Here is a 25,880-nt window from a genome sequence, read left to right as displayed (position 1 = left end):
CGTGACCGCTCCTGACGTCGTCAAGGGCCTCGACCTCGAGGCACTGCGCACGTGGCTGGACGCCGAGGCCCCCGGGGAGCTCCCGGGGGCGCTCAGCGCCAGCCTGATCACCGGTGGCAAGTCCAACCTCACGTACGCCGTCACCAACGGCGAGCGTGACGTGATCGTGCGCCGTCCGCCGCTGGGCCACGTGCTGGCCACCGCCCACGACATGGGCCGTGAGCACCGCGTGATGGCGGCGCTGGCCGGCACCTCCGTGCCCGTCCCGCGGATGATCGCCGAGTGCACCGACGAGTCGGTCATCGGCGCCACGTTCTACGTCATGGAGCGCATGTCGGGCACCGCCTTCCAGCGGGCGTCCGACCTCGAGGTGATCGGAGCCGAGCGCACCCGCGCCGTCACCGAGCGCCTCGTCGACACCCTCGCCGACCTGCACGCGGTGGACTACCAGGCGGTCGGCCTGGGCGACTTCGGTCGCCCCGACGGCTACCTCACCCGCCAGGTCGCGCGGTGGAAGAAGCAGCTCGACTCCTCGCGATCGCGCCAGATCGACGGCATCGACGAGCTGGCCGACCGCCTGACCGCTTCGGTCCCCGAGACCGGCGAGAGCACGATCGTCCATGGCGACTACCGCCTCGACAACGTGCTGGTGGACACCGAGGACGGCGACCGCATCACCACGGTCCTGGACTGGGAGATGAGCACGCTCGGCGATCCGCTCACCGACGTGGCCGTGATGCTGGCCTACCAGCACCTGGCCCTGGACGCCGGACCGTCGAGCGGTCAGGTCACCGACGCCCCGCAGGCGCCCGGCTACCTCTCCCCCGACGAGTCGGTCGAGCGCTACGCGAAGCGCTCGGGCCGCGACGTCAGCGAGCTCGGGTTCCACCTGGGTCTGGCCTACTTCAAGCTGGCCGTGATCCTCGAGGGCATCCACTTCCGCCACTCGGCCGGCCAGACGGTCGGCTCGGGCTTCGACGGGATCGGCGCCATGATCGATCCGCTCGTCCAGCACGGACTTGCGGCTACTTCCAAGTAAGTAAGGGTAGTCTGGCGCGCGTGACGGCCCAGATCCTCGAACCTCGCCGGCGTCCCACGCAGGAGCGCAGCAAGGTCAAGTTCGACAGCCTGCTCCAGGCGTCGCGCGACGTGCTGCTCGAAGCAGGCTTCGAGTCGTTCACGTGCGAGGAGGTGGCTCAGCGCGCCGGACTGCCCATCGGCACCCTGTACCAGTTCTTCGCGAACAAGTACGTGATCGTGTGCGAGCTCGACCGCCAGAACGCCGTCGCGATCCAGTCCGAGCTGGACAAGCTGGCGTCCGAGCTGCCCACGCTCGACTGGCTCGTGCTGCTCGACCGACTGGTCGACCACATGGCTGCGCTGTGGCTGAACGACCCGTCACGCAGCGCCGTCTGGTACGCCGTGCAGTCCACGCCGATCACCCGCGCGACGGCCGAGGTCACCGAGCAGCAGCTTGCGGCCCGCGTCGCCCACGTGCTCGCGCCGCTGACCCCCGGCACCCCGCGCGAGCGCCGCAAGATCATGGCCGAGGTCCTCGTGCACATGTCCTACTCGATGCTCAACTTCTCGGTGCGCGACCTGCAGGAGCACGCCGAGGCCATCATCGAGCTCAAGCGCCTCCTGGGCACCTACCTGCTGGCCGCCGAGGCCGGCGCCACCTGAGCCGACCGCCCCTCCCGAGATGTGCTCCGGTTTCCACCTTTCAGCCGTGCTGAAAGGTGGAAACAGGAGCACATCTCGTCAGAGGGCGGCCAGGACGCGGCGCTCCTCGTCGTCGGTGAGGCCGCACCGGCGCGGCTCGGTGCGGGTCTCCTCCCACGCGAGCGTGTCGGCGAGCGTGTCCTCGAGCGGCCGGGTGACCAAGCCCTCGGCGCGGGCGCGCCGCGTGTCCAGGGTGGCGAAGCCGCGCCACTTCGGGTCGTCGATCCACAGCGGCAGCGACGCGGGCCCCATCCAGTGGCCGATCCCCAGCTCGCGCAGTCGCTCGACCGGCACGCGCCGCCGGGTCGCCGCCGAACCTGCCACGCGCGCCGCCACGTCGAGCACCGATCCCAGGTCGGTCGTCGGGCCCGTGGCGTTGAAGACGCCCCCGACCTGCCGCTCCGCGAGGTCGACGATCCAGACCGCGAGGTCGCGGACGTCGACCATCGCGCAGGGGAAGTCGAGCTCGTCCGGCACGACGACCTCCGGGCCGACGGGGTGCGCGAGCCTCCACGGCCAGTAGCCCGTGCGGCCCGACCAGTCCCCCGGTCCGGCGATGAGGCCCGAGCGCACCACGGCCGCCGGGCCCGCCGCCAGCACCGCCTGCTCGCAGGCCACCTTCGCGGCGCCGTAGTCCTCGTCCGAGGCCATCGTGTCGGCCTCGAGCGGCGGCAGCGTGGCGGCGTCCTCCGACTGCTCGATCGAGGAGAAGTCGGCGTACGCGTTGCCGCTGGAGACGAGGACGCGGTGGTCGGCCCCGACGTCGCGCACCGCACGCCGCACGTGCCCGGGCTGGCGCGCCACGTCGATCACGCCGTCCCAGCGACGGCCGGCGAGCGGCGCGAGGCCGTCCTCCTCGTCGCGGTCCACGCGGACGAAGGCGGCGCCGTCGGGAGGCGCGGACGAGCCTCGAGCCGCGCACGTGACGCGGTGCCCGCGCGCGAGCGCCGTCCGCGCGATCTCACGACCGAGGAACGCGGTACCGCCCAGCACGAGGAGCTCCATCGCCCCAGCCAACCCCCGCCGCCGGGCGGTGGGAAGCCCTGTTCGCCGACGGCACCATCCCCGCCGGCCCCGAGATGTGCTCCCTTATCGACGTCTCAGACGTGCTGAAAGGTGGAAATCGGAGCACATCTCGCTAGGGACGGGACAGCGTCACCATGGCGATCGCGGCCGGGCCGTCGTGGCTGAGGCTGACGTGCACCGTGACGTCCTCGAGGTGCTTCGCGACCTCGCCGAGGAGACGGATGCGGGGCCTACCCCAGGCATCGCGGATGATCTCGATCTGGTCGTGCACGTGCTCGCCGACCGGCGGCGGACTCCCCCACAGCGACTCCGACCAGGCCTTGATGAACGCCTCCTTGGGGGGCCAGAGGGCCGCCAGGGACGCCCGGAGCCAGAAGGAGAGCTCCGGGCGTCGCGGCGCTCGGCAGCAGTGAAGGCGCTGCCCGCGCGGGTACCCGGCTGCCGATGCTGCTCGGCGAATCCGGGCACGTCCACGAGGTCGATCCCCGTGCCGATCACCGGCACGCGTACACCCCGTCCTCGCCGAGGCGACCGCTGTCGTCGAGCAGCAGCGCGGCCTCGCGCTCCCGCACGCCCGAGTCGCCCAGGCGGCGGTCCGCCGGGCGCCGGTACAGCGCGTCGCCTCCGTACATCGCGTCCACCAGGCGCGTGCGACCCTCGATGCGGCGACGCTCCGCCGCCTCGAGGTAGCGGTCGCGCTCGTCGGCCGCGAGCGACTCCACGAACGCCTGCGCGTGCACCACGGCGATGAGGCCGGCCACGTGGCCGAAGCCGAGGCTGGTCAGCAGGCCCGCCTTGAGCGGACCGGTCGCCAGCGGCTCGCGCAGCCACACGAGGTGCTCGTGCTCGGCCAGATCGTCCATGACGCAGTCCAGGCTCCGGTTCGGCGGCACGACGCCGCCCTCCAGCACCTGGCACAGGCCGATGAGCTGGAACGCCGCGGCGCCGCCCTTCGCGTGGCCCGTGAGCGTCTTCTGGCTCATGACGTACAGCGGGTTGCCGTCGGAGCGACCCAGCGCCGCCGCGAGCCGCTCGTGCAGCTCGGACTCGTTGCGCTCGTTGACGCCCGTCGACGTGTCGTGCTTGGACAGCACGCCGATGTCGTCGGCTCCCACGCCCAGCGCGGACAGCGACCGGGCCAGCTGCGACTCGCGCCCACCGCGGCCCGCGGCCAGGGCACCGAGGCCCGGCGCCGGGATCGAGGTGTGCACGCCGTCGGCGAACGACGCCGCGTAGGCGACGACGCCCAGCACCGGCAGGCCCATCCGCGCGGCCAGGTCGCCGCGGGCCAGCAGGATCGTGCCGCCGCCCTGCGACTCGACGAACCCGCCGTAGCGGCGGTCGTTGGCCCGGCTGAAGTAGCGGTCCTCGAGGCCCTTGGCGGCCATCGCCGCGGAGTCCGCCGTGGCCGACATGTCGCCGAAGCCCACGATGCCCTCGACCGAGAGGTCGTCGAAGCCACCGGCCACGACGAACTCGGCCTTGTTCAGGCGGATCTTGTCGACGCCCTCCTCGACCGACACGGCGGTCGTGGCGCAGGCGGCCACCGGGTGCACCATCGCGCCGTAGCTGCCCACGTAGGACTGCACCACGTGCGCGGCGATGACGTTCGGCAACGCCTCCTGCAGGATGTCGTTCGGCTTCGCCTCGCCCAGCAGCGTGTCGATGTACAGCGAGTGCATCGACGTCATGCCGCCCATGCCGGTGCCCTGGGTGTTGGCGACCAGCGTCGGGTGGGTCCAGCGCATCAGCTCGGACGGGGTGAAGCCCGACGAGAGGAACGCGTCCACGGTGCAGACGAGGTTCCACAGCGCCACGCGGTCGACGGCCTCGACCATCTCGGCCGGCACGCCCCACACCGTCGGGTCGAAGCCCGTCGGGATCTGGCCGCCGACCGTGCGGGTCAGCTTCATCTTGCGCGGCACGCGGACCTGCGTGCCCGCCTTGCGGGTGACGGTCCACTCGCCCTCGGCGTCCTGCGCGATCACGGTGTGCTCGGGGTCGGCGTCGCGCATGGCCTGCGCCTCCGCCTGTCCCGAGACCGTGAAGGTCAGGTCCTGGTCGAGGTAGACCGACGCCAGCAGCGGGGCGCTGTTGTCGACCATGTCGCCGTCGTCGGCGTACCGGCGCACGCCGACCCGCTCACGGACGGCGTCCTCGTAGCGGTCGGCGATCTCGTGCTCGGGCACGGCCTCGCCGGACTCGGCGTCGTACCAGCCGCGGTTCGTCGCGTCCCAGCTGAGCAGGCCCGTGGACCACGCCAGCTCGAGCACGCCGGCGGCCGAGAGGGTGTCCTCCACCTCCATCTCGAAGCGCGTGCGCGCCGAGCCGTACGGGCCCAGCTCGCCGGCGCCGACGATGACCACGAGGTCCTCGGGGCGGGCGGTGACCTCGGCCCACTCGGGCGTCTCGACCCGGTCGAGGCGCGACGGCGGCGCGGGCAGCGCCGGGATCGTCGCGGTGTCGTCGGACGAGGGGTCGTCCTTCTCGAGCACGACCTGACCGGCGAGGGCCTTCATGTCGAGGTCGGCCTCGCCGAGACCGCCGGTGAGGTCGAGCGTCAGCGGACCCTCGGTCGCGCGGACGCGGGCCTCGGGCGTGCAGGCCTCGAGCAGCGCGGCGGCCATCTCGTCGGGCGACCAGGTGCGGACGCCGGCGGCCTCGACGGCCTCGACCAGCGGGTCGTTGCCGCCCATGAGGCCCGTGCCGCGGACCCAGCCGATGATGGCGTGGGCCAGCGTGACCTTGTCGGCCCAGCGCTTCTCCGAGCCCCACTTCGTGACGAGCGCGTCGAGCGCGGCCTTGGCCTCGCCGTAGGCACCGTCGCCGCCGAACATGCCGCGGTTGGGCGAGCCCGGCAGCAGCACGTGCAGGCGGGCGTCGAGGTTGCGGTCGGTGACCGACGACGACAGCGCGCCGACGAGTCGCTCGACCGACCACAGCAGGATGCGCATCTCGAGCTCGGCGCGCGGGCCGGCCTCGGTCGCGTCGCCCATGACCCGGCCGGCCGCGAACGGCACCAGCAGGGTCGGGGTCAGCGACGGCTTGGACACCGTCGTGACACCGGCGGCGGTGCGGGACTGCTCGGCCCCGATCCACTCGACCAGCGCGTCCACGTCGGCGAACGACGCCAGGTTGGCGGGGACGACCCACAGCGTCGCGCCGGCGCGGGCCGAGCGGCGGTAGAGGTCCTTGAAGAACGCGAGCTTCCGCGGCGCGAGCGACGAGGTGGTCGCCACGACCGTGGCGCCGCCGGCGAGCAGCTCGCCCACGACGGACCCCGCGATGGAGCCGTCGGCGGCACCGGTCACGACCGCGACCTCGCCGGCGAACGCTCCCGGCGTGGTGTCGCGGGCGTCCTCGGCGATGCGGGCGAAGCGCTCGTCGCCGGTCCGCGCGAGCCAGTGCTCGGCCTGCTTGGCGACGACCTCGCCGGTGCCCGCGAAGGAGCCCGTGACCTCGTCGCCGTGGGCCAGGCGCGCGAGGTCCTCGCGTGCCGACGCCCAGCGGTCGTCCAGGACGACGGCGTGCTCGGCGTCGAAGACGCCCGCCGTGGCCTTGATCCAGTCCGAGCCCAGCTCGGCCTCGACGCGCACGACGACCGCGGCCGCCTGCTCGTCGGGCTCGACGGCCTCGGGCACGTCGACCAGGTCGAGGTGCTCGAGCACGAGGCGCGCGGCCGAGGCGAGCACGCCGTCGCGACCGGTGATGGCCGCCGTGAACTCGCCGAGCGCCGCCGCGTCGATCGTGGCGCCGTCTCCGCCGCCGGCGGACGGCATCTGCACCGTCACGCCGTGGCGCGCGGCCACCGCCTGGACCGCGGCGTCGATCGCCGCGTCGACGTCGCCGGCCGAGGCGATGGTCGCCTCGCCGAACGCGCCACCGCGGACGCTCTGGCCCTCACGGGTGACCATGGCCAGCTCGGCCAGGACGTGCGACGCCCAGCCGGCGCCGAGCTGCCACGCACCCGTGACGCGCTCGGCGACCGCCGACTGCTTGCGACCCGTCGGGCCGAGCACCTTCTTGAGGTGGTCGCCGAAGGCCTCGCCCAGGACGGGGCCGAAGGGCTTGTAGGTGCGCGCGAGGGCGTCGACCTGGCCACCGAGGGTGGTGAGGTCGGCCTCCGCGGCGCCGTCGATCGCGCCGAGCGACAGCTCGCCGCCGAGGTCGATCAGCAGCTGGTTGCGGCGGCTGGAGGCGCCGTCGGTCAGCGACTCGATCGTGTCGGCCGCGCCGAGCTGGTCGAGACGCAGCTTCGTCCACCAGGCGATGAGCACGCGGGTCGCGTCGGCCGCCGAGAACGGCAGGTCGGCGGCGGTCTGCGTGGCCGGTCCGCCGGCGGGAGCCGCGGCCGGGGCGGCCGCCTGCGGGGCCGTCTCGGTGGCGGTCGCCTCGGGAGCCTCCGGGGCATCGTCCTCCACCGGCGCCGGGTCCTCGTCGGTCCCGTAGACGGCGGCGGCGTCGCGCTCGACGTTGAGCACCTCGACGCGCGGGTAGCCGGGCAGCTTGAGAGTGCCGGAGGCGAGGTTCGCGACGGTCGGGGCCGAGCCGACGCCGACCTCGACGAAGCGCTCGACGCCCAGTCCGCCCTCCTCGACGGGGGTGAACATGAGGTCCTGCGTCTCGATCCAGCGCACGGGGCTGGCGAACTGCCAGGCCAGCAGCTCGATCAGCAGGTCGCGGCACAGGCGGCCCGGGTCGTCCGACCGCGGGACCGTGGTGCCGACGTACTGCTCGACCTCGCGGATGAACTCCTCGTCGAGGCTGAACGGCCGCGGTACGAGGTTCGGCACGTAGCGGCCCTCGAGGATCGACGGGTCGATCGTGGGCGGCAGCAGGTCCTGCAGCTTGTGGCGGAAGTCCGGCACGCCGCCGTGCAGCACGCGGCTGTGGAACGGCACGTCGATGCCGGGCACGAGGATGAACGCGGCCTTGCCGCCGAAGCGGTCGCGGCGCTCGGCCACGTCCTTCTCCAGCGCCTCGAGTCCACGCACCGTGCCGGCGATCGCGTACTGCGAGCCGCGCAGGTTGTAGTTCACGATCTGCAGGAACTCGCCCGACGCCTCGCCCACACCCTCGACGTAGTCCTTGACCTCGTCGTCGGCCAGGCCGATCTGCGAGGGACGGATGGCCGCGAGACGGTAGTCGCTGCGGCCCTTCTCGTCGCGCGGGACCAGCGTGTGCATGACCGAGCCGCGCTGGAAGACGACCTCCACGACGGCCTCGAGGCTGATGACGCCCGAGACCGCGGCGAGCGCGTTGTACTCGCCCACCGAGTGGCCGGCCAGCACCGCGCCGTCGACGAACGCGCCGCCCTCGCGCAGCTCGGCCATCTGGGCGGCGCCCAGCACGGCCATCGCGACCTGCGTGAACTGCGTCAGGTAGAGCACGCCCTCGGGGTGGTGGTGCGTGACGCCGCGGACGGTCAACTCGGTCGGGTTGTCGCGCACGACCGTGAGGATCGAGAAGCCGAGCGCCGCCCGCGTGTGCTTGTCGGCGCGGTCCCAGACCTCGCGCGCCGCGGGGCAGCGCTGGTAGCCGGCCATGCCCATGCCGGGGCTCTGGATGCCCTGGCCGGGGAACGCGTACGCGGTGCGGGGCGCGTCGAGCACGGCCGAGGCGGCCATGACGATCTCACCATCGGCGCGCACGGTCACGTCGAGCACCTCGCGGCCGTGCGAGAGGCCCACGCGGTCGGCGCGGATCTCGACGTCGGCACCGGGGCGGACGGGCGCCATGAAGCGCGTCGTCCAGCCGGCGATGCGTCGGCCGGTCTCGTCGGCCACGGCGTGCTGCGCGGCGGCCGAGGTCCACATGCCGTGGACGATCGGCTCGCCCAGGCCCGCGAGGCGGGCGGCGGCGACGCTCGTGTGGATCGGGTTGTGGTCGCCCGTGACCGCGGCGAAGGCGCCGAGGTCGGACGGGGCGGTCACGGTCACCTTGGCACGCGTGCGACGCGGGGTGTCCTTGAGCTCGTCGTCGCCCAGGGCGCCGCCGGCGCGCGCCGGGTCGGCGAGGGCCGCCGCGCCCGTGCGGCCGCGGATGGCGAACCGCTCGCGCATCGTGGCGACGTCGCCGACGGTGACGTCGACGGTGACGACGCGACCGTACTGCGACTCCTCCACGTCCACGAGCGCGGCGCGGACCGCGAGCGGGGTGCGCTCGGTGGGGAGGACCTGCGTGGTGATCGCGTGGTCGAGGTGGACCAGGTCGAGCATGCCCTCGACGACCGGCAGGCCGTCGGCGTTGCGGGCGGCGCCGATGACGGCGAACACGGCCGGCCAGGCGAGCCCCACGAGCACGTCGGGCACGCGGTGGCGGCCCAGCACGAGCGGGCCCGCGCTGACGGCGGCGTGGTCGGCGGCGAGGTCCGGGTCCCAGTCGACGTCGAGGTGGGCGACGCCGTCGGAGACCTCGGGCAGCTCGCCGGCGACGGCGCCGCTGACGATCTGCGCCATGGCGGCGTCGGCGGCATCGGTGGAGACGACCGGGGCGTGGCCGCGCGAGGCACTGGACGGGACCTCGATGCGCAGGGTCAGGTCGCGGCCCTGGCCCAGCGGCACGGTCAGGTCGACGGCCGAGTCGCCCGCGGTGGACAGGCGCGCGCCGGTGGCGGCCTGCTCGGCGGTGTCGGCGTCGGTCAGCACCCACTCGGCGCCGAGGCGCTGGACGGGGTTCGTGACCGTGCGGCCGGCCCACGCCACGTCGGGCGCGGCCAGGACGACCGCGAGCGGCGAGGACAGGTGCGCGTCGCCCTCACGGCGACGGCCGGGCACCCGCTGGGGCGCGCGGCCCGAGGCGAGCAGGGCGTCGACGGCGGCGTCCTCGAAGCGCTGGAGCAGCTCGGCGACGGGCTCGTCCACCCGCGTGATGCCGGCGACGCTCGCGGTGCCGGGGATGATGCAGACCTCGTCGGCGCCGTAGCGCGGGTCGTGCGCCTGCCACAGCGAGTCCGAGCGCCACCAGCGGCGCACGTCGGCGTCGATGACGGGCACGAAGTTGACGGGCTTGCCGGCGCGGCGGCAGACCTCGACGAAGAAGGCCTCGTCGGCCGGGTGCAGCGTCACGGACGCGGCGTCGGCGTGCGCCTCGAGCAGGCGCGCGAGGGCGGCGGGGCCGTCCTCGACGTCGGAGGCCTCGGGGAACAGCGTCGCGATCTCGCCGCGGTCCTGCGTGGCCAGACGGGCCTCGGCCCGCTGGAGCATCGCGTGGAAACGGTCGCGCAGCGACACGTCCAGCCACTGCGCCGAGCCGTCGGCGGCGGTGCCGGAGAGCTCGACGAAGCGACCCAGCCACTGGGCGTACGTCATCGTGACGACGTCGCCGAAGTACGGCTTCGCGGTGCGGTCGAGCGCCTCGACGATCTCGTCACGGCGGGCGGCCACGGCCTCGGCGTCGCCGGCGACCTCGTCGAGGAGACGGCCGGTGCGCGAGGCGGTGTTGTCGATCTCGTGGATGTCGGCGCCGAGCTGGCTGCGGCCCGAGGCCATGCCGTTCTTCGCGGTGCCCGCGCCCACCCAGGCGCCGGTGCCGCGCGTCTCGACGAGCAGCTGCTTGACCTCGGGGGCCGTCGTGGCCTCCAGGGTCGCCATGGCGGCGGTGCCGACGAGGATGCCGTCGACGGGCATGTCGGGGAAGCCGTGGCGCTGGGCCCACGTGCCGGTCAGCCACGCGGCCGAGGCCTCGGCGGTGCCGATGCCGCCGCCGACGCACAGGACGACGTTCGACTGCGCGCGCAGCTCGCCGTAGGTGGCCAGGATCAGGTCGTCCAGGTCCTCCCACGAGTGGTGACCGCCGGCGCGGCCGCCCTCGACCTGCACGATCACGGTGCGGTCGACCTTCTTGGCGATCGCGAGGACCTCGCGGATCTGGCGGATCGTGCCGGGCTTGAACACGACGTGCTCGATGCCGGCCTCGGTCAGCTCGTCGACCAGCGCGACGGCCTCGTCGAGCTCGGGGATGCCGGCCGTGACGATGACGGCGTCGATGGGGGCTCCGGCGGCGCGGGCGCGCTGCACGAGGCGGTTCTGGCCCAGCTGCAGGCGCCACAGGTAGGGGTCGAGGAAGAGCGAGTTGAACTGGTAGGTCGCACCCTCGTCGAGCAGCTCGTCGAGCTCGGCGACGCGGGCCTCGAAGATCTCCTCGGTCACCTGACCGCCGCCGGCGAGCTCGGCCCAGAAGCCGGCATTGGCCGCCGCGGCGACGATCGGGGCGTCCACCGTCGTCGGCGTCATGCCGGCGAGCAGGATCGGCGACTTGCCGGTGGCACGGGTGAAGCCGGTCTCGACGGCGGTCGAGCCGTCGGGCAGGGTCACCAGGCGCGGCGCGAACGCCGACCAGGCCACGGGGCGCGCGGGCTTGGCGCCGGAGATGGTGAGCTCGCGGTGGCCGCGACGGGTCGTGGGGGCGACGAGTCCGGCACCGCGCACCTTCGTCTCGGTGGCGCTCAGGCGCGAGGCGAGGTCGGCGGGGCCGAGGTCGAGGACCCACTCGGCGCCGGCGTCCAGTGCGGAGGTGATCGAGGCGACCCAGTCGACCGGGTCGACGATCGCGCGCTGCGTGGCGCTGCGGGCGTGCTCGGCGTCGATGCCGATGCGGGCGGCCCAGCCGGCCACCAGCTCGGTGGTCTCGGCGAGGTCGGGGTGGTGGAACGCGAGCGAGGACTCGACCGGCTCGATCACGGGCGAGAACGGGGCGCCTCCGGTGACCTTGCGGTCGCGCTCGTCCTTCTCGCGGGCGGCCTCCTGCTCGAGGCGGGCGGTGGCCGCGTCGAGGGCGGCGGCAGGACCCGACAGGACCACGGCGCGACGGCCGTTGCGGATGTGGCAGACGGCGCCCGTACCCTCCACGAGCTCGGCGACGCGCTCGGGGACGACTCCCGAGACGGCGAGCATCGTGCGGCCGAGCAGGCCGCGGCGACGGCCGACGAGCTGGGCGGCGGTGCCGATGAGGCGGGCCAGCGCGAGCACCTCCACCTCGGGCACGCCGGCGAGCGCCTCGGCGGCGAGCACGCCCTGCGAGTGACCGGCGACGGCGACCGGCGGGTGCGCGGTGACGTCGAGGCCTTGGCGGGCGAGGGCGTGGAGGCCGGCCAGCTGGGCCAGCGTGATGCCGGGGACCGAGGCGGCCGGCGCGGCGACGTCGGCGCCCGCGGGAAGGCCGGGCGCGTCGTCGTCCTCGGCGGACTCCCCGACCGCCAGGACGTCGACCCACGCGACGGGATCGAAGGCGACGCCGGCCCGGGCGAGCTCGGCGGCGACGGGCGCGAGGAGGCCGTCGGAGCGGCGGACGAGGTCGGCGACCTCCGCGTCGAGCGCGAAGTCGCGGACGAGGTCGGCGAGCGGCGTCAGCCAGTCGCCGCCCTGCCCTCCGAGGACCAGGGCCCACGGCGTGCCGGAGCGGAGGTCGTCGAGGAGGCTGTCGGTGCGGCGGTCGCGCGTGGAGGGCGCGTGGAACACGGAGGTGTCGAGCGTCGTCATTCCCCTATCGTGACACAAACATGAGGCTTTCCTCATCTTTGACCCGAGGGTTTCCTCATGTTTTAGATCACATCGCGGCCCGTGGTTCGTGGCGGGTGTGGCGCGAGAGGTTCAGGGGACGTGTAACTGCTAGTTGCACACAGGATTGTTCACATGTGGGGACAAGATCTCCGCCAGACCGTCATCTGAGAGCGGTTATGTGCAGGATTTCGCAAATCGACGGCGAAGGGCCCCGGGACCGAAGTCCCGGGGCCCTTCGTCTCAATCGGTGGTCAGACGCCGCCGGTGAGCAGCAGTCCGCCGTCCACCGTGAGGCACTGGCCGGTCACCCAGGCCGCGTCCTGCGAGAGCAGGAACGTCGTGACGCCCGCGATGTCCTCGGGCAGGCCGAGGCGCTTGAGGGGGTACGCCGCGGCGACCTCCTCCTCGCGACCCTCGTAGAGCGCACCGGCGAACCGGGTCTTCACGACCGCGGGAGCGACCGCGTTCACGCGCACGTTCGGAGCCAGCTCGAGCGAGAGCTCCTGCGTGACGTGGATGACCGCGGCCTTCGACGCGCCGTACATGCCGATCATCGGCGCGGGCTTGAGACCGGCCACCGACGCGATGTTGACGATCGCGCCACCGTGGTCCTTCAGCGAGGCGTTGTACGCCTTCTGCGCCCACGACACCGCGGCGAGCACGTTGACCTCGAAGATCTTGCGACCCGCGTTGAGGTCCATCTCGATCATGGGGCCGTAGGTCGGGTTGATTCCGGTGTTGTTCACCAGGAAGTCCAGCCCGCCGAACTGCTCCACGGCCTTCGCGATGGTCTCGTCCTGGTGCGCGGCGTCGTCGGCCGCACCCGCGACGTACGCCGCATTGTCGGGACCGAGCTCGGCGACCGCGGCCTCGAGGGCCTCGGTCTTGCGCGCCGTGATGACGACCTTCGCGCCGTCGGCCACGAGGCGCTGCGCGACCCCGAGGCCGATGCCGCGCGACGCGCCCGTGACGATCGCGACCTTGCCGGCGAAGCGACCCTCGGTCACGAAAGACGCTCCAGCACCATGGCCATGCCCATGCCACCGCCGACGCACATGGACTCGACGCCGAACTGCTTGTCGTGCCACTGCAGCGAGTTGATCAGCGTGGACGTGATGCGGGCGCCGGTCATGCCGAACGGGTGGCCGACCGCGATGGCGCCGCCGTTGACGTTGAGCTTGTCCATCGGGATGCCGAGCTCACGCGCCGAGCCCCACGCCTGGACCGCGAAGGCCTCGTTGATCTCGTACAGGTCGATGTCGTCGATGCCCATGCCGGCGTGCTTCAGCGCGGCGGGGATCGCCTCGACCGGGCCGAGGCCCATGATCTCGGGCGACAGGCCGGTGACGGCCGTGGACACGATGCGCGCGAGCGGGGTCAGGCCCAGCTCCTTGGCCTTGGTGTCGGACATGATCACCACGGCGGCGGCGCCGTCGTTGAGCGGGCAGGCGTTGCCGGCGGTGACGGTGCCGTCGGGGCGGAACACCGGCTTGAGGCTGCTGACGGCCTCCAGCGTGGTGCCGGCGCGCGGGCCGTCGTCCTTGTTCACGGTCGTGCCGTCGGGCAGCGTGACCTCGGTGATGTCCTTGGCCCAGAAGCCCTCCTCGATGCGCTGCTCGGTGAGGTTCTGGCTGCGGACGGCGAACTCGTCCTGCTCCTGGCGGCTCATGCCCAGGTGCTGCGCGACGTTCTCGGCCGTCTGGCCCATCGCGATGTAGAGGTCGGGCAGCTCGCTGTTGCCGCGGGGGTCGACCCACGTGTCGGCGCCGCCCTCGGCGCGCTTGGCGGTGCGGGCGATGGCCTCGGCGAACAGCGGGTTCTCGGTGCCCGGAATGTCGGCGAAGCCGTTGCCGAAGCGGCTGACGGTCTCGACGCCGGCGGAGATGAACGCGTCGCCCTCGCCGGCCTTGATCGCGTGGAAGGCCATGCGGGTGGTCTGCAGCGAGGAGGAGCAGTAGCGGTTGACCGTCACGCCCGGCAGGTGGTCCATGCCCGACAGCACGGCGACGGCGCGCGCCAGGTTGTGGCCGGCCTCGCCCGCGGGCTGGCCGACACCGAGGTGCAGGTCGGTGATGTCACGACGGTCCAGGCCCGGCACCTTGGCCAGCGCGGCCTCGATCATCTGGACGGTCAGGTCGTCCGGACGCATGTCCTTGAGGGATCCCTTGCCGGCGCGGCCGATGGGAGAGCGCGCGGTGGAGACGATGACTGCTTCGGGCATGATGTAGGCCTTTCGAATGTGCCGACGGGGCGACCCGCCGATGACTAAGCGCTTGCTTAGTGTGACATTCCTGCGTCATGCTGTCCACCATGACCACCGACGCCGCGAACGGTCGCGATCGATCCGCCACGACGCGCGAGCGCCTCCTTGCGGCGGCCGTCGAGGCGTTCGCCACCTCGGGCTTCGCCGGCACCACGACTCGCGACATCGCGTCCCGTGCGGGCATGAGCCCGGCGGCGGTCTACGTGCACCACGCCACCAAGGAGGAGCTCCTCTTCGAGATCTCCCGGCGCGGCCACCGCAGCGCCGTCGAGATCATCGAGAAGGCCTCGCAGTCGGCGTCCGACCCGGCCGAGCGCACTCGCACGATGGTCGCCGAGTTCAGCCGCTGGCACGCGGTCAACAGCCGCGTCGGCCGAATCGTGCAGTACGAGTTCGACGCCCTGACCCCCGAGCACCGCGCCGAGATCGCCGAGTACCGCCGCGCGATCGAGGCGCTCATGCGCGAGGCCCTCGAGGCCGGCGTCGAGGCGGAGGTCATGACCGTGGCCGACCTCAAGGGCACGGCGCTCGCGCTGCTCTCCCTCAGCATCGACCTGGTGCGCTGGTATCACCCGGACGGGCCCACCACGCCCGACGAGATCGCGACCCTGCACGGCGAGCTGGCCCTGCGGATGGTCGGCGCCGCCTGAGCGTCGCCGACCTCAGCGACGCTCGACGCGCGTCAGCGGAGCCCGGCAGACGAGCGCGAACAGCGAGGCCAGACCCAGCACCGCCGCGCAGACGACGATGTTCCCGCGACTGCTGATCGCGTCGGCGAGGACACCGCCCGTCGCGGTGCCCAGTGCCACTCCGGCCATGCTGCCGGTCGAGCCCCAGGCGAAGACCTCCGTGACCCGGCCCTCGGGCGCCGACCTCCCCAGCAGCTCGTAGAACGCGGCGAACATCGGAGCCGCGGGCAGCCCCGCCAGGAGGAGGGTCAGACCCAGGACGAGCGACGTGGTCGCCGCCGCGACGATCAGATGGGTGAGTGCGAGCGCGGCGAGGAAGACGATCAGGCGACCGGCGAGTCGGCCCCGGCCCGCGGCTCGGAGGTTGACGAGCCCGCCCACCAGACTGCCCGTCGCCCAGAGCCCGTAGAAGACGCCGATCAGGTGGGACGCGTCGAGCTGGGCGGAGCGGCGCACCACCGCGACCTCGAGGATGCCGATCGCGATGCCGACGGTGGACGTCACGGCGACGAGGATCCAGACGGTCGCCGGGAATCGGCTCGGGGTCCCCATCACCGGGCGGCTCGACCGGCGCGAGGCCGTACGGGACTCCGGCGTCAGCGCGAACACCGTCGTGAGCACCAGGACGAGACCCGCCGCCAGGACCAGTGCCTCGTGAGTCCCCCGCACCGTCGCCCAGGACACCACGGTCAGGGGACCGAGGATGAACGTCACCTCCTGCAGTGACGCGTCCAGGGACAGCATCCGGCTGAGGTCCACCGGACCGAGCCGCTCGTTCCAGATCGCCCGCGCGCAGACCGCCAGCGGCGGCTGGGTCAGGCCCGTCACCGCGGCCAGGGCCACGGGCACGGCCGGAGCGATGCCGTGCGGCAGCGCGGACAGTCCGACCATCATGGCCGCAGCAACGACCGTGACGGCGAACAGCGGCGTCGTCTGGCCCCAGCGGTCGATGCCTCGACCGACGACGGGGGCCCCGACCGCGATGCCGAGGGCGTAGGCCGCCGCCATCAGCCCGCTGACGGTGTAGGTCTGCCCGAGCGTCAGTCCGTGCAGGACGATCACCAGGCCGAGGGCGCCCGCCGGGACCCTCGCGAGGAAGCCGAGGACCAGCGTCCTGACGGCCGTGGCCGGCAGGCCGAGGATCTGCCTCGTCTCCGGGCCGCGGACCTCCATCGGTCTCGATCCGGCGCGCTCCATCACCGCACCCTACTTGAGTTCGACTTCAACTTCACCGAACTCGTCGGGTCCGATCGCGCGGTCCGGACATGACGAAGGGGCCCGCGACGCCGGGGGGGGTGTGCGTCGCGAGCCCCTCCGAGACAGGGGGTGTGCGGGTCAGGCCTGCAGCACGGCCTCCGCGGTGATGAGCAGCGTGATCTTGTCGCCGATCATGACCTTGTCGCCCTCGAGGGGGATGTTGAAGTCGATGCCGAACTCCTTGCGGCTCAGCTGGCCCTTGGCCTCGACGCCCACGCGGGTGCCGCCCCACGGGTCCTTGCCCTCGCCCAGGAACTCGACGTCGAGCTCGATCGGCTTGGTGACGTCCTTGATGGTGAGGTCGCCGGTGACGACGAAGTCGGTGTCGCTCTTGCGGACGACGCCGGTGGACACGAAGGTCATGGTCGGCGTGCTCTCGACGTTGAAGAAGTCACCCGAGCGCAGGTGGTTGTCGCGGTCGGCGGTGCCGGTGTTGATCGAGGAGAGGTCGATCGTGGCGGTGGCGCTGGAGGCGGTGACGTCCTCGGCGGTGACGATCGTGCCCTCGAACTTCTCGAACTTGCCGCGCACCTTGCTCATGATGTGGCGGACGGTGAAGCCGATCTCGGTGTGCGTGGGATCGAGCTGCCAGGTACCGGGGGTGATGTCGCTCATTGCTGCTCCTGTGTGTCAGTCTGTGTCGTCGAGTCGTTGATCGTTCAACATGATCGACGATACACATGATTGAACTTTCAATCAAGTCGTTGAAGATGTAAACTAGTTCACATGACTGACCTGCCCATCGCTTCGGTGAACGACACCCGCTGGCTCGACGAGTCGCAGCAGCGCGCCTGGCGCGCGTTCCTGGGCGGATCCACCGTGCTGATGGACCGCCTCGACCGCGACCTGCGCAGCGAGCACGGCCTGTCGATGTCCGAGTACGAGATCCTGGTCCGCCTGTCCGAGGCGCCCGACCGGTCGATCCGCATGGCCGACCTCGCGGCCGCCCTCTCCCACTCCCGCAGCCGCATCACCCACACGATCGGCCGCCTGGAGCGCGACGGCATCGTGCTGCGCATGCAGTGCGACACCGACGGCCGCGGCGTCACCGCCGTGCTGACCGACAAGGGCTTCGCGCTGCTGGCCACCGCCGCCCACACCCACGTGCGCGGCGTCCGCGACTACCTCATCGACCAGTGCTCCGACGAGGACCTCGCCGCCGTGCGCCGCGTCATGGAGGCGGTCCAGGAGGCCATCGGCGGCCGCCGCTTCTGACCCGGCCCCGAGATGTGCTCCATCTTCGACCTTTCAGACGTGCTGAGAGGTCGAAAAGGGAGCAAATCTCGGGACGGGCGGGGGCTTAGCGGGACAGGTGCCTCAGGTACACGTCCTGCCCGCGATCGAGATCCTCGGCGTGGAGCCTCGCGAACGACGAGAACGCCACCGCGCGACCGTCTGCGGAGATGGCCGGCTCGTCCGAGCCGCCCGACGCCTCGCGGCCGTTGCGACCCACGCTCGCCCGCGTCACGGAGCCGGTCACGCGGTCACGCACGAAGACGTCGCGCGCGACGTTGGCGTCCCCCGCCACGAGCTCCGGGGAGTCGGAGGCAAAGGCGATGAACCGGCCGTCGGCCGACATCGTCGGCGCTCCTGCGACGCCCACGGCACCCTGGGGTGAACGGCTGATCACCTCGGTGAAGCCCGTCGCGAGGTCGTGCACCAGCACTTCGGGCAGCCCGTTCCCGTCGCCGGGGCCGTCGTCGCACGAGACGTACGCGATGAATCGCCCGCCGTCGGACACCGTCGGTGCCGCGACTCCACACGGCGCCACCCCCGTGTTGACGGTGGTGCCGAGCCGGACGTCGTGCAGGAGAAGCTGAGGGGCAGCACCCTCGGGCCGAACGGTGAAGGCGACGTGGCGACCATCGCTCGAGAGGGCCGGCGCCGTGGAAGGCGACGCCAGCTCCGAGCCGTCGGGCGCCTGACTCACGCGGGTCGTGCGACCGGAAGCGAGGTCCCGCACGAACACGTCGGTGACGCCGTTGGTGTCGCCCTGCACGAGATCGTCCGCACCGGAGGTGAACACGACGACGCTTCCGTCGGAGGCGAGACGGGGCCTGCCCGAGGGTCCCGAACCGGCGCCACCGCCCTCGGACGCGCTCACCAGCACGGTGGTCCCCCGGTCCAGGTCACGGAGATAGACGTCCTGGCGGCCGTTGAGATCCTCCGGAACGGCAGACGCCCCGGTCACGAACGCGACCCTCGAGCCGTCACCGGAGATCGATGACTGCGCGGACGACTCCGCCAGCTCCGCACCGTCAGACGCGAGCGACGCGCGGACCACCTGCCCCGATCCGACGTCGCGGACGAACACGTCGGCGGCGTCGTTCGCGTCGTCGACCGTGAGGTGGGGGACGAACGAGGAGAACGCCACGGACCCGCCGTCGGCGGACACGGAAGGTGCCCAGGACTCATGGTCCGTCGCCATGCCGTCCGCGGGACGGCTGATCAGCGTGGGCGGCGGGACGGGACCCTCGGTCACGACGACCGTGCGCGCCGGCGAGATCACGCTCAGTCCGCCGCCGGACGTGCGCAGCGCGACCGCACGTAGCCGCATCGAACCGAGACTCGACGCCTCGACCGAGAGCCTCGCCTGGCCTCGGGCGTCCTGCCAGCCCGATGCGACGGTCACCCACGCTCCGTTCACGAGGCTCTGCACGTCCACCCGGCGATCGGCACGCGCGGGCGTGAAGACCGCTGTCACGTGGACCCTCTCCTCGAGGTACGCGGTGTCCGGCGCCAGCACTTGCGCGGTCTGGGACCTCATCGCGGTACGAGACGGGCTGGACACGGCGCCGAGCCGACCCGATCGCGGCGCGTGGAGGCGGTACCGGCCCTCCCCGGCTGTCGCCATCACCCGCACCGGGAATCGTGCCAGCCCGTCCGCCCGGGAGGTGCCTCGATCGATCGTGCGCCACGCGGTGCCTGACCACTGCTGCAGCTGCACGGGGCGACGGCGGTGCCCCGGCACGATCCCCGAGAGAATCGCCCGCTCGCCGGGGATCACGGACGTGATGTCGAGGGCAGGGCGCACGCGGACCCGGACCGTGCGGGACGTGGCAGGCTTCAGACGCTCGTCACCGGCGAAGCGCACGCGCCAGCGGCGTTCGCCCACGGGTGGAACGAGGCTCAACCGGTAGGCCCGGCGCTTCGTCACGCGGCTCACGGCCTGCGTGTGCCAGCGGGAGCCGTTCCAGAACTGCAGGCGCACGCTCTCGCCCCCGCGGGCTCGAGCGAGCCTGCCCCGCATCACGATGGCGGTGCCGGAGTCGATCGTCGACCGCGTCGGCCCCTCGACGGTCAGCCGAGTCGCCGGTCGCGCCTGCGCCGGCGCGGTCAGACCCAGCAGGGACACGAGCACGGTCATCACCACGATGCGCGGCAACCCCCGAGAACGCATGGACCCTCCCGTGCCCGGACCGCCCGTCCGCGGTCGTCGCGACAGTCTCACACGTGTCGGCGACGTCACGGACCTGATTCGTCGATCCCGCCCGGACGCGAGCCCGGTGCCCTAGGTGTCATCCGTGTCCACACGCCTGCGCTGGTCGATCGCGATCGCCTTCGTCGTCCTCGTCGTCGGCGGCTACGCCGCGTGGGTCGGCGCCTCGGCCTGGCAGGCCTCGAAGGTGTCGATCACGGGTTCCGAGCTGGTCGAGTGCAAGGACCCGCGCTCGATCGTCCCCCTGCCCGAGGGGATCGAGGATCCGCTCGATCACACCGGTCCCCTCCGCGCGATCAGCGTCGATCGACGGCTCGACTGCGTCCTGCGCACCATGGTCGTCAGCGATGCCTCCGTGCCCGTCGAGGTCGAGTTCCTGGAGTGGCCGTACATGGGTCCGGCCACCGGCATGGGCGTCCGCGCCGAGTGGGCTGTCGGAGGCGGGCCCGGGCTCGTGAAGGACGCCGACAGCTTCAGCGCGAGGGACAGCATCGATGCGGTCTTCGACATGGACGGCTTCGGAGAGCTCTACGATGACGAGCGCACGCCCTTCACGATCCGAGCCGTGTTCAACGCCAGCTGCAACGACGCCGGGGTGTCGTCGGTGCCTGACTCGCCTCGAGCCACCATCAGGGTGCTCGGCCGCAGCCATGAGATCGCCGCCACCGGCGCAGGCATCGGCCTCGTGCATTCCGGTCCCATCGACTGCGACGAGGACCTCGGCGACTCCTGACACGAGAAATGCTCCGATTTCCACTTTTCAGCCGTGCTGAAAGGTGGAAATCGGAGCAAATCTTGCCCAAGCGGGAGTTCAGTCGCGGGTGAGGCGGCGGTGGGTGACGCGGTGCGGGCGAGCCGCCTCCTCGCCGAGGCGCTCGATCTTGTTGGCCTCGTAGGACGCGAAGTTGCCCTCGAACCAGAACCAGTTGCCCGGGTTCTCCTCGGTGCCCTCCCACGCCAGGATGTGCGTGGCGATGCGGTCGAGGAACCAGCGGTCGTGCGACGTGACGACGGCGCAGCCCGGGAAGTCCAGCAGCGCGTCCTCGAGCGAGGACAGGGTCTCGACGTCGAGGTCGTTGGTGGGCTCGTCGAGCAGCAGCATGTTGCCGCCCTGCTTGAGCGTCAGCGCCAGGTTGAGGCGGTTGCGCTCACCACCGGAGAGCACGCCGGCCTTCTTCTGCTGGTCCGAGCCCTTGAAGCCGAACGAGGCCACGTAGGCGCGGCTGTTCATCTCGAAGTTCGCGACCTTGATGAAGTCCAGGCCGTCGGAGACGACCTCCCAGACGTTCTTGTTCGGGTCGATGTTGGCGCGGTTCTGGTCGACGTAGCTGATCTTGACCGTCTTGCCGACCTCGAGCTCGCCGGAGTCCGGCTCCTCGTTGCCCGTGATCATGCGGAACAGCGTGGTCTTGCCGACGCCGTTCGGGCCGACGACGCCCACGATGCCGGCGCGCGGCAGCGAGAAGCTGATGTCGTCCCACAGCGTGCGGCCGTCGAACGCCTTCGTGAGGCTCTTCGCGTCGAGGACGACGTCGCCCAGGCGCGGACCGGCCGGGATGTTGATGTCGGTGGTGTCGATCTTGCGGGCCTTCTCGGCCTCGGCGGCGAGCTCCTCGTAGCGGGCCAGACGCGACTTGCTCTTGGTCTGGCGGCCCTTGGCGTTGGAGCGGACCCACTCGAGCTCGCGCTCGAGCATCTTGGCGCGCTTGGCGTCCTTCTGCCCCTCGATCTTGAGGCGCTCCTTCTTCGTCTCGAGGTACGTCGAGTAGTTGCCCTCGTAGCCGTGGATCTGGCCGCGGTCGACCTCGGCGATCCACTCGGCGACGTTGTCGAGGAAATAGCGGTCGTGGGTGACGGCCAGGACGGCGCCCGGGTAGCTCTTGAGGTGACCCTCGAGCCACTGCACGCTCTCGGCGTCCAGGTGGTTGGTGGGCTCGTCGAGCAGCAGCAGATCGGGCTGCTGGAGCAGCAGCTTGCACAGCGCGACGCGGCGGCGCTCACCACCGGAGAGGTTGTCGACGAGCGCGTCGGACGGCGGGCAGCGCAGCGCGTCCATCGCCTGCTCGAGACGGCTGTCGACGTCCCACGCGTTGGTGTTGTCCAGGTAGGTCTGCAGGTCGCCGGTCTCGGCCATGAGGGCGTCGTAGTCGGCGTCGGGCTCGCCCATCTCGGCGTAGGCCTCCTCGAGGCGCTTCATCTTGCCCTTGATCTCGGACACGGCCTCCTCGACGTTCTCGAGCACCGTCTTGCCCTCGGTCAGCGGCGGCTCCTGCTGCAGCATGCCGACCGACGCGTCGGGATCGCGGACGAGGTCGCCGTTGTTCGGCTGGTCGAGCCCGGCCATCAGCTTGAGCAGGGTGGACTTGCCCATGCCGTTCGGACCCACCACGCCGATCTTCGCCCCGTGCAGGAACGAGAGGGAGACGTTGTCGAGGACGACCTTGTCGCCGTGGGCCTTGCGGACGTTGCGCAGAGAGAGAACGTAGTCAGCCATGATGGCCCCAGCCTAGCGAGAACGCCGGAACGACGGCCGACCGGCAGCGCTCAGCGACCGGCGGTGGACAGGCCGTTGCGCCAGCGGTCGTAGCGGTCGAGCTCGCTGCGCAGGCGCGCCACCACGATCCGCTCGGTGGTGCGGTTGATCGCCTCGGTGAGCTTCTTCTCCGCCCTGGCCCCGGCCCGCCGCGCGCCGACCCCGCCGAGCCAGCGCGAGAACAGCGTGAGCGCGATGCCGAACAGCAGGCCTCCGGCGATCAGCACGAGCGGCAGGCTCATGCCGAGCGGCCGGGGCGCACCGGTCCAGGGATCGGGGTCCACGAGGCCGAAGGCGGCCGCGACGGCCCACGCGAGCCCGCCGACGACGGCCAGGAACGTGAGCCACTGCAGGGCACCGACGGCGGTCCACCACAGCGGACGCTGCTTGAGCCCGAGGTCGACGCCGGCGACGGCCTCGTCGAGCTCGTCGATGACGTCGCGCGCGCTCTCGCCGGCGACCGCGTCGACGACGGAGGCCCGCCACGGGCGGGACATGCCCTCGGTGGCGACCTCGGTGGCCTCGCGCAGCGCCAGGTCGGCGCGGGCGCGCTGCACGGACGGCGAGATCGGCATGACCTCGGCCACGGCGTCGCGCGCCGACCGGCCGAAGCCGAGCTCGCGCAGCGGGTCGTGGCGCAGCCGACCCACCCAGCCGATCAGCGGCCAGTCGGTGGCGACCACGGCGCGTCGGGCCATGGACTCCTCGACCGCGTCGGCGATCTGCGGCACGCCGGCGCACTGGACGAACGTCTCGACGAGGGCGTCGCGGACCGGGCGGTCGAGGCCCCGCACGGGCTCCACTCCCCCGGCGTCGGCGAGGCGGCGCGCCACCTGGCGCACGTCGGCGACCAGACGTGCCTGCGAGGCCCGCTTGGAGGTGATCCGGCGACCGATCTCGGCCCGCAGCTCGGGCAGTCCCTTGCCGCTGGTGGCGCTGGTGGCGATCACGGGCACGCCGCGGAAGCCCTCACGCTCGAGAATCAGCTCGAGGTCGTCGACCGCGATCTTGAGGTCGGTCTCGCTGAGCCGGTCGGCCAGGTTGAGCACCACGACCGACGACTCCGCGTGCGTCGCCAGCGGCTGGAGGTAGCGCGCGTGGATCGCGGCGTCGGCGTACTTCTGCGGGTCGAGCACCCACACGAACAGGTCGGCGTAGCGCGCGACGTGGTCGACGACCTCTTGGTTCTGGGTGACGACCGAGTCGTGGTCGGGCAGGTCGAGCAGCACGAGGCCCTCGAACGCGTCGTCCTGCGGCGCGTCGAGGATGCTGCGCCGGGCGATCTGGTCGCGGCGGGCGACGCCGATCCAGTCGAGCAGCTCGGTGGCGCCGGCGGGGCCCCACGCACACGCCAGCGGTGTGGAGGTGGTGGGCCGCAGGTAGCCGACCTCGGCCAGGTCCAGGCCCGCGAGGCGGTTGAACAGCGACGACTTGCCCGAGCCCGTGGCGCCCGCGAGCACCACGACCGTGTGCTGCGTGGAGAGCTCGAGGCGCTCCTGCGCGTGGCTGAAGGTGGCCTCGGCAGGCGCGACGACGTCGGGGTCGATGACGTCGCCCGCGGCCTCGATCGCCGACTGCAGGGCTGTGACCCGCTCGTCCAATGCACTCATCGCGTCACCGCCTGAGGAAGGGCACGGTAGGACGGTGCCGCGATTCGATGCGTGGAATCGTTCGCTCGCTGGCGCTCGCTCATCGCGACCGCCTCCCGCGCGGAGGGGCGACGGACGCGATCGCGGCCTCGAGCTGCCAGTGCGCGGACTCGAGGGTCACCTCGTCGGGCAGCAGGTCGAGATAGCGCTCGGCCTCGGACTCCAGCAGGTCCTCGAGACGGCGCGCGAGGTCCTTGCCGGCCTGGTCGGCGAGGTCGCGGACGGCCTGGTCGCCGAAGACGGCGTTGAGGACGGCCTGACCCGCGGCGGCGGTGCCGCCGGCGATGCCGAGCTCGGCGCCCGTGAGACCGGCCGTGCCGGCGAACACCACGACCATGAGGGTGACGCCCGCAGCGTTGACGCCCAGCGACAGCGCACGGGCCTTGGTCTTCTTGTCGGAGCCCTGCTCGGCGACGAGCTCGAACACGGCCTCGCGCCACTCGCGCGCGATGCGCTCGGCGCGCACCCGGACGTCGCGCGAGGCACGGTCCAGCCCTCGCTGGCTGTCGAGCAGGGTGCGACCGGCCTGCGTGGAGTCCCAGGCGCGGGCGACCTCCTCGGCGGCGCGCTCGGCGCGGTCGAGGATCAGCAGGTGCAGGCCCGAGACGGCGGCCTCCTCGACCTCCTCCGGCGTGGTGGGCTTGCGACGGAACAGCTTGTCGCGCCACGAGCCCACGGTGCGCTCGAGCTTGCGGAAGATCTCACCCGAGCCCACGAAGTCCTGCCAGCGCGCGAGCACCTCGCCGCGCAGCATGGTGCCGTCGGTGGCGGCGGTCATGAGGTCGGCGTGCGCGCTCAGGTAGACCGACGCGACGTCCTGGCGCAGCTGCGCCGCGGCGTCGACCTGGCGGGTCAGCGCGCTCTCGAGCCGGCGCGACTCCTGCACGTCGTGCGTGATGGCGCCCTGCAGCGTGCGCAGCACGATCTCGCGGCGCTGGGCCTCGTCGTCGGCGAGGTGCCGCAGCCACGACACGACCTGCGCGACGTCGCCCGTCGGCAGGACGCCCTCGGAGTCGGGCGTGGACTCGGGCACCGAGAACAGCGCCACGTCGGAGAGGCCGTGCTCACTGAGCATCCGGGCCAGGTGGCGCCGGACCTCGCCCAGGGCCTCGGGCGAGGTGCGGTCGAGCACCACGGCGATCGAGGCGTTGCGGTCGGCGGCACGACGCAGGTAGTCCCACGGCACCTGGTCGGCGTAGCGCGCGGCCGAGGTGACGAACAGCCACAGGTCGGCGGCCCCGAGCAGCTGCTCGGCCATCTCACGGTTGGTCTCGTCGATCGAGTCGAAGTCGGGGGCGTCGAGCACGGCCACGCCCGGCCACAGCGTGGAGCAGGCCACCTGGCGGATCGTGTTGGCGCGCCGGCTGTTGGAGCCGGTGCGGACGACGTCGGGCAGGACACGGCCCGAGCGGAACCACTCGGTGTCGGCGGGGTGGTGGACCAGCACCGGGGTGCGCGTGGTGGGTCGCAGCACTCCTGTGGCCGACACACGGCGGCCGACGATCGAGTTCACCAGCGTGGACTTGCCCGCGCCGGTGGAGCCGCCGACCACGACCAGCAGCGGGGCGCCGAGATTCTCGAGTCGGGGGACGACGTAGTCCCCCAGCTGCTCGGCGATCTCGCGCTGGAGCGCGCGGTCCTGCTCGACCCCGGGTATGTCGAGTTCCAAGGGCATGGCGACGACCGCTGCCGCCAGTCCTGACAGGCCCTGGAGCAGACCGTCCTCGACCATGGCCTCGCGCTGGGGAATTGCGGCAGGCTCAGTCATCTCAGATCACTACGAATGGTAGTGCAGTGGACAC

At 72.2% G+C, this 25,880-nt stretch carries 16 protein-coding genes; 5 read left to right on the top strand and 11 right to left on the bottom strand.

The window, feature by feature from the left end; genetic code table 11:
• Position 1 precedes the first annotated feature (1 nt).
• Together ACGWYL_RS09175 and ACGWYL_RS09170 are read left to right on the top strand one after the other, a co-directional pair.
• Positions 2–1,039 (top strand): phosphotransferase family protein, encoded by a 1,038-nt coding sequence (locus ACGWYL_RS09175; protein ID WP_269305533.1) that lies wholly within the window; start codon positions 2–4, stop codon positions 1,037–1,039.
• Positions 1,040–1,059: 20 nt separating this feature from the next.
• The gene (locus ACGWYL_RS09170; RefSeq protein ID WP_269305531.1) at positions 1,060–1,683 is read left to right on the top strand and encodes a TetR/AcrR family transcriptional regulator; all 624 of its coding nucleotides are present in this window, start codon (positions 1,060–1,062) and stop codon (positions 1,681–1,683) included.
• Between the two features lie 78 nt (positions 1,684–1,761).
• Here ACGWYL_RS09170 and ACGWYL_RS09165 read toward each other — a convergent pair whose 3' ends face one another.
• The 5 genes from ACGWYL_RS09165 to ACGWYL_RS09145 all read right to left on the bottom strand — a co-directional run bounded on the left by ACGWYL_RS09165 (position 1,762) and on the right by ACGWYL_RS09145 (position 14,469).
• Positions 1,762–2,727, bottom strand: coding sequence for an NAD-dependent epimerase/dehydratase family protein (locus tag ACGWYL_RS09165; RefSeq protein ID WP_395487004.1), 966 nt, complete (start codon positions 2,725–2,727; stop codon positions 1,762–1,764).
• A gap of 133 nt (positions 2,728–2,860) precedes the next feature.
• Positions 2,861–3,106, bottom strand: coding sequence for a hypothetical protein (locus ACGWYL_RS09160; RefSeq protein ID WP_395487245.1), 246 nt, complete (start codon positions 3,104–3,106; stop codon positions 2,861–2,863).
• Between the two features lie 136 nt (positions 3,107–3,242).
• Positions 3,243–12,227 carry a fatty acid synthase subunit beta domain-containing protein gene (locus ACGWYL_RS09155; RefSeq protein WP_395487003.1) on the bottom strand — a complete coding sequence of 2,995 codons (8,985 nt, stop codon included), beginning with the start codon at positions 12,225–12,227 and terminating at the stop codon, positions 3,243–3,245.
• A 272-nt stretch (positions 12,228–12,499) separates the two neighbouring features.
• The gene (locus tag ACGWYL_RS09150; protein WP_269305525.1) at positions 12,500–13,255 is read right to left on the bottom strand and encodes an SDR family oxidoreductase; all 756 of its coding nucleotides are present in this window, start codon (positions 13,253–13,255) and stop codon (positions 12,500–12,502) included.
• On the bottom strand, positions 13,252–14,469 hold the full coding sequence (locus ACGWYL_RS09145; protein WP_179426116.1) for an acetyl-CoA C-acetyltransferase: 1,218 nt from the start codon (positions 14,467–14,469) through the stop codon (positions 13,252–13,254). The genes ACGWYL_RS09150 and ACGWYL_RS09145 overlap by 4 nt, the downstream gene beginning before the upstream one ends.
• Before the next feature lie 89 nt (positions 14,470–14,558).
• On the opposite strand from ACGWYL_RS09145, the gene ACGWYL_RS09140 reads away from it, so the two are divergent.
• Positions 14,559–15,161 (top strand): TetR/AcrR family transcriptional regulator, encoded by a 603-nt coding sequence (locus tag ACGWYL_RS09140; protein ID WP_179426118.1) that lies wholly within the window; start codon positions 14,559–14,561, stop codon positions 15,159–15,161.
• A 12-nt stretch (positions 15,162–15,173) separates the two neighbouring features.
• Here the strand turns inward: ACGWYL_RS09140 and ACGWYL_RS09135 are convergent, their stop codons facing one another.
• Positions 15,174–16,397, bottom strand: coding sequence for an MFS transporter (locus tag ACGWYL_RS09135; protein WP_395487002.1), 1,224 nt, complete (start codon positions 16,395–16,397; stop codon positions 15,174–15,176).
• A 138-nt stretch (positions 16,398–16,535) separates the two neighbouring features.
• A complete protein-coding gene (locus ACGWYL_RS09130) occupies positions 16,536–17,072 on the bottom strand; it encodes a YceI family protein (RefSeq protein WP_179426122.1) in 537 nt (178 codons plus the stop codon).
• 111 nt (positions 17,073–17,183) lie between these two features.
• Here ACGWYL_RS09130 and ACGWYL_RS09125 point away from each other — a divergent pair, with 111 nt between their 5' ends.
• Positions 17,184–17,672 carry a MarR family winged helix-turn-helix transcriptional regulator gene (locus tag ACGWYL_RS09125; protein WP_179426124.1) on the top strand — a complete coding sequence of 163 codons (489 nt, stop codon included), beginning with the start codon at positions 17,184–17,186 and terminating at the stop codon, positions 17,670–17,672.
• Between the two features lie 85 nt (positions 17,673–17,757).
• Here the strand turns inward: ACGWYL_RS09125 and ACGWYL_RS09120 are convergent, their stop codons facing one another.
• Positions 17,758–19,857: a TolB family protein gene (locus ACGWYL_RS09120; protein WP_395487001.1), complete on the bottom strand. Its 2,100-nt coding sequence runs from the start codon at positions 19,855–19,857 to the stop codon at positions 17,758–17,760.
• A 124-nt stretch (positions 19,858–19,981) separates the two neighbouring features.
• Here ACGWYL_RS09120 and ACGWYL_RS09115 point away from each other — a divergent pair, with 124 nt between their 5' ends.
• Positions 19,982–20,629 carry a hypothetical protein gene (locus tag ACGWYL_RS09115; protein WP_395487000.1) on the top strand — a complete coding sequence of 216 codons (648 nt, stop codon included), beginning with the start codon at positions 19,982–19,984 and terminating at the stop codon, positions 20,627–20,629.
• Positions 20,630–20,707: 78 nt separating this feature from the next.
• Here the strand turns inward: ACGWYL_RS09115 and ettA are convergent, their stop codons facing one another.
• From ettA to ACGWYL_RS09100, 3 genes are all read right to left on the bottom strand, one after another.
• Positions 20,708–22,390 (bottom strand): energy-dependent translational throttle protein EttA, encoded by a 1,683-nt coding sequence (gene ettA, locus ACGWYL_RS09110; RefSeq protein ID WP_179426130.1) that lies wholly within the window; start codon positions 22,388–22,390, stop codon positions 20,708–20,710.
• 50 nt (positions 22,391–22,440) lie between these two features.
• Positions 22,441–24,039 carry a GTPase gene (locus ACGWYL_RS09105; protein ID WP_395486999.1) on the bottom strand — a complete coding sequence of 533 codons (1,599 nt, stop codon included), beginning with the start codon at positions 24,037–24,039 and terminating at the stop codon, positions 22,441–22,443.
• Positions 24,040–24,118: 79 nt separating this feature from the next.
• On the bottom strand, positions 24,119–25,846 hold the full coding sequence (locus ACGWYL_RS09100) for a dynamin family protein (protein ID WP_395486998.1): 1,728 nt from the start codon (positions 25,844–25,846) through the stop codon (positions 24,119–24,121).
• Positions 25,847–25,880 lie beyond the last annotated feature (34 nt).

It is taken from the genome of Aeromicrobium sp. JJY06 (assembly GCF_044069275.1).
Taxonomy (GTDB): domain Bacteria; phylum Actinomycetota; class Actinomycetes; order Propionibacteriales; family Nocardioidaceae; genus Aeromicrobium; species Aeromicrobium tamlense.
The sequence above is the reverse complement of the archived record's forward strand: the minus strand, read 5'-3'. Positions and strand labels throughout refer to the sequence as shown.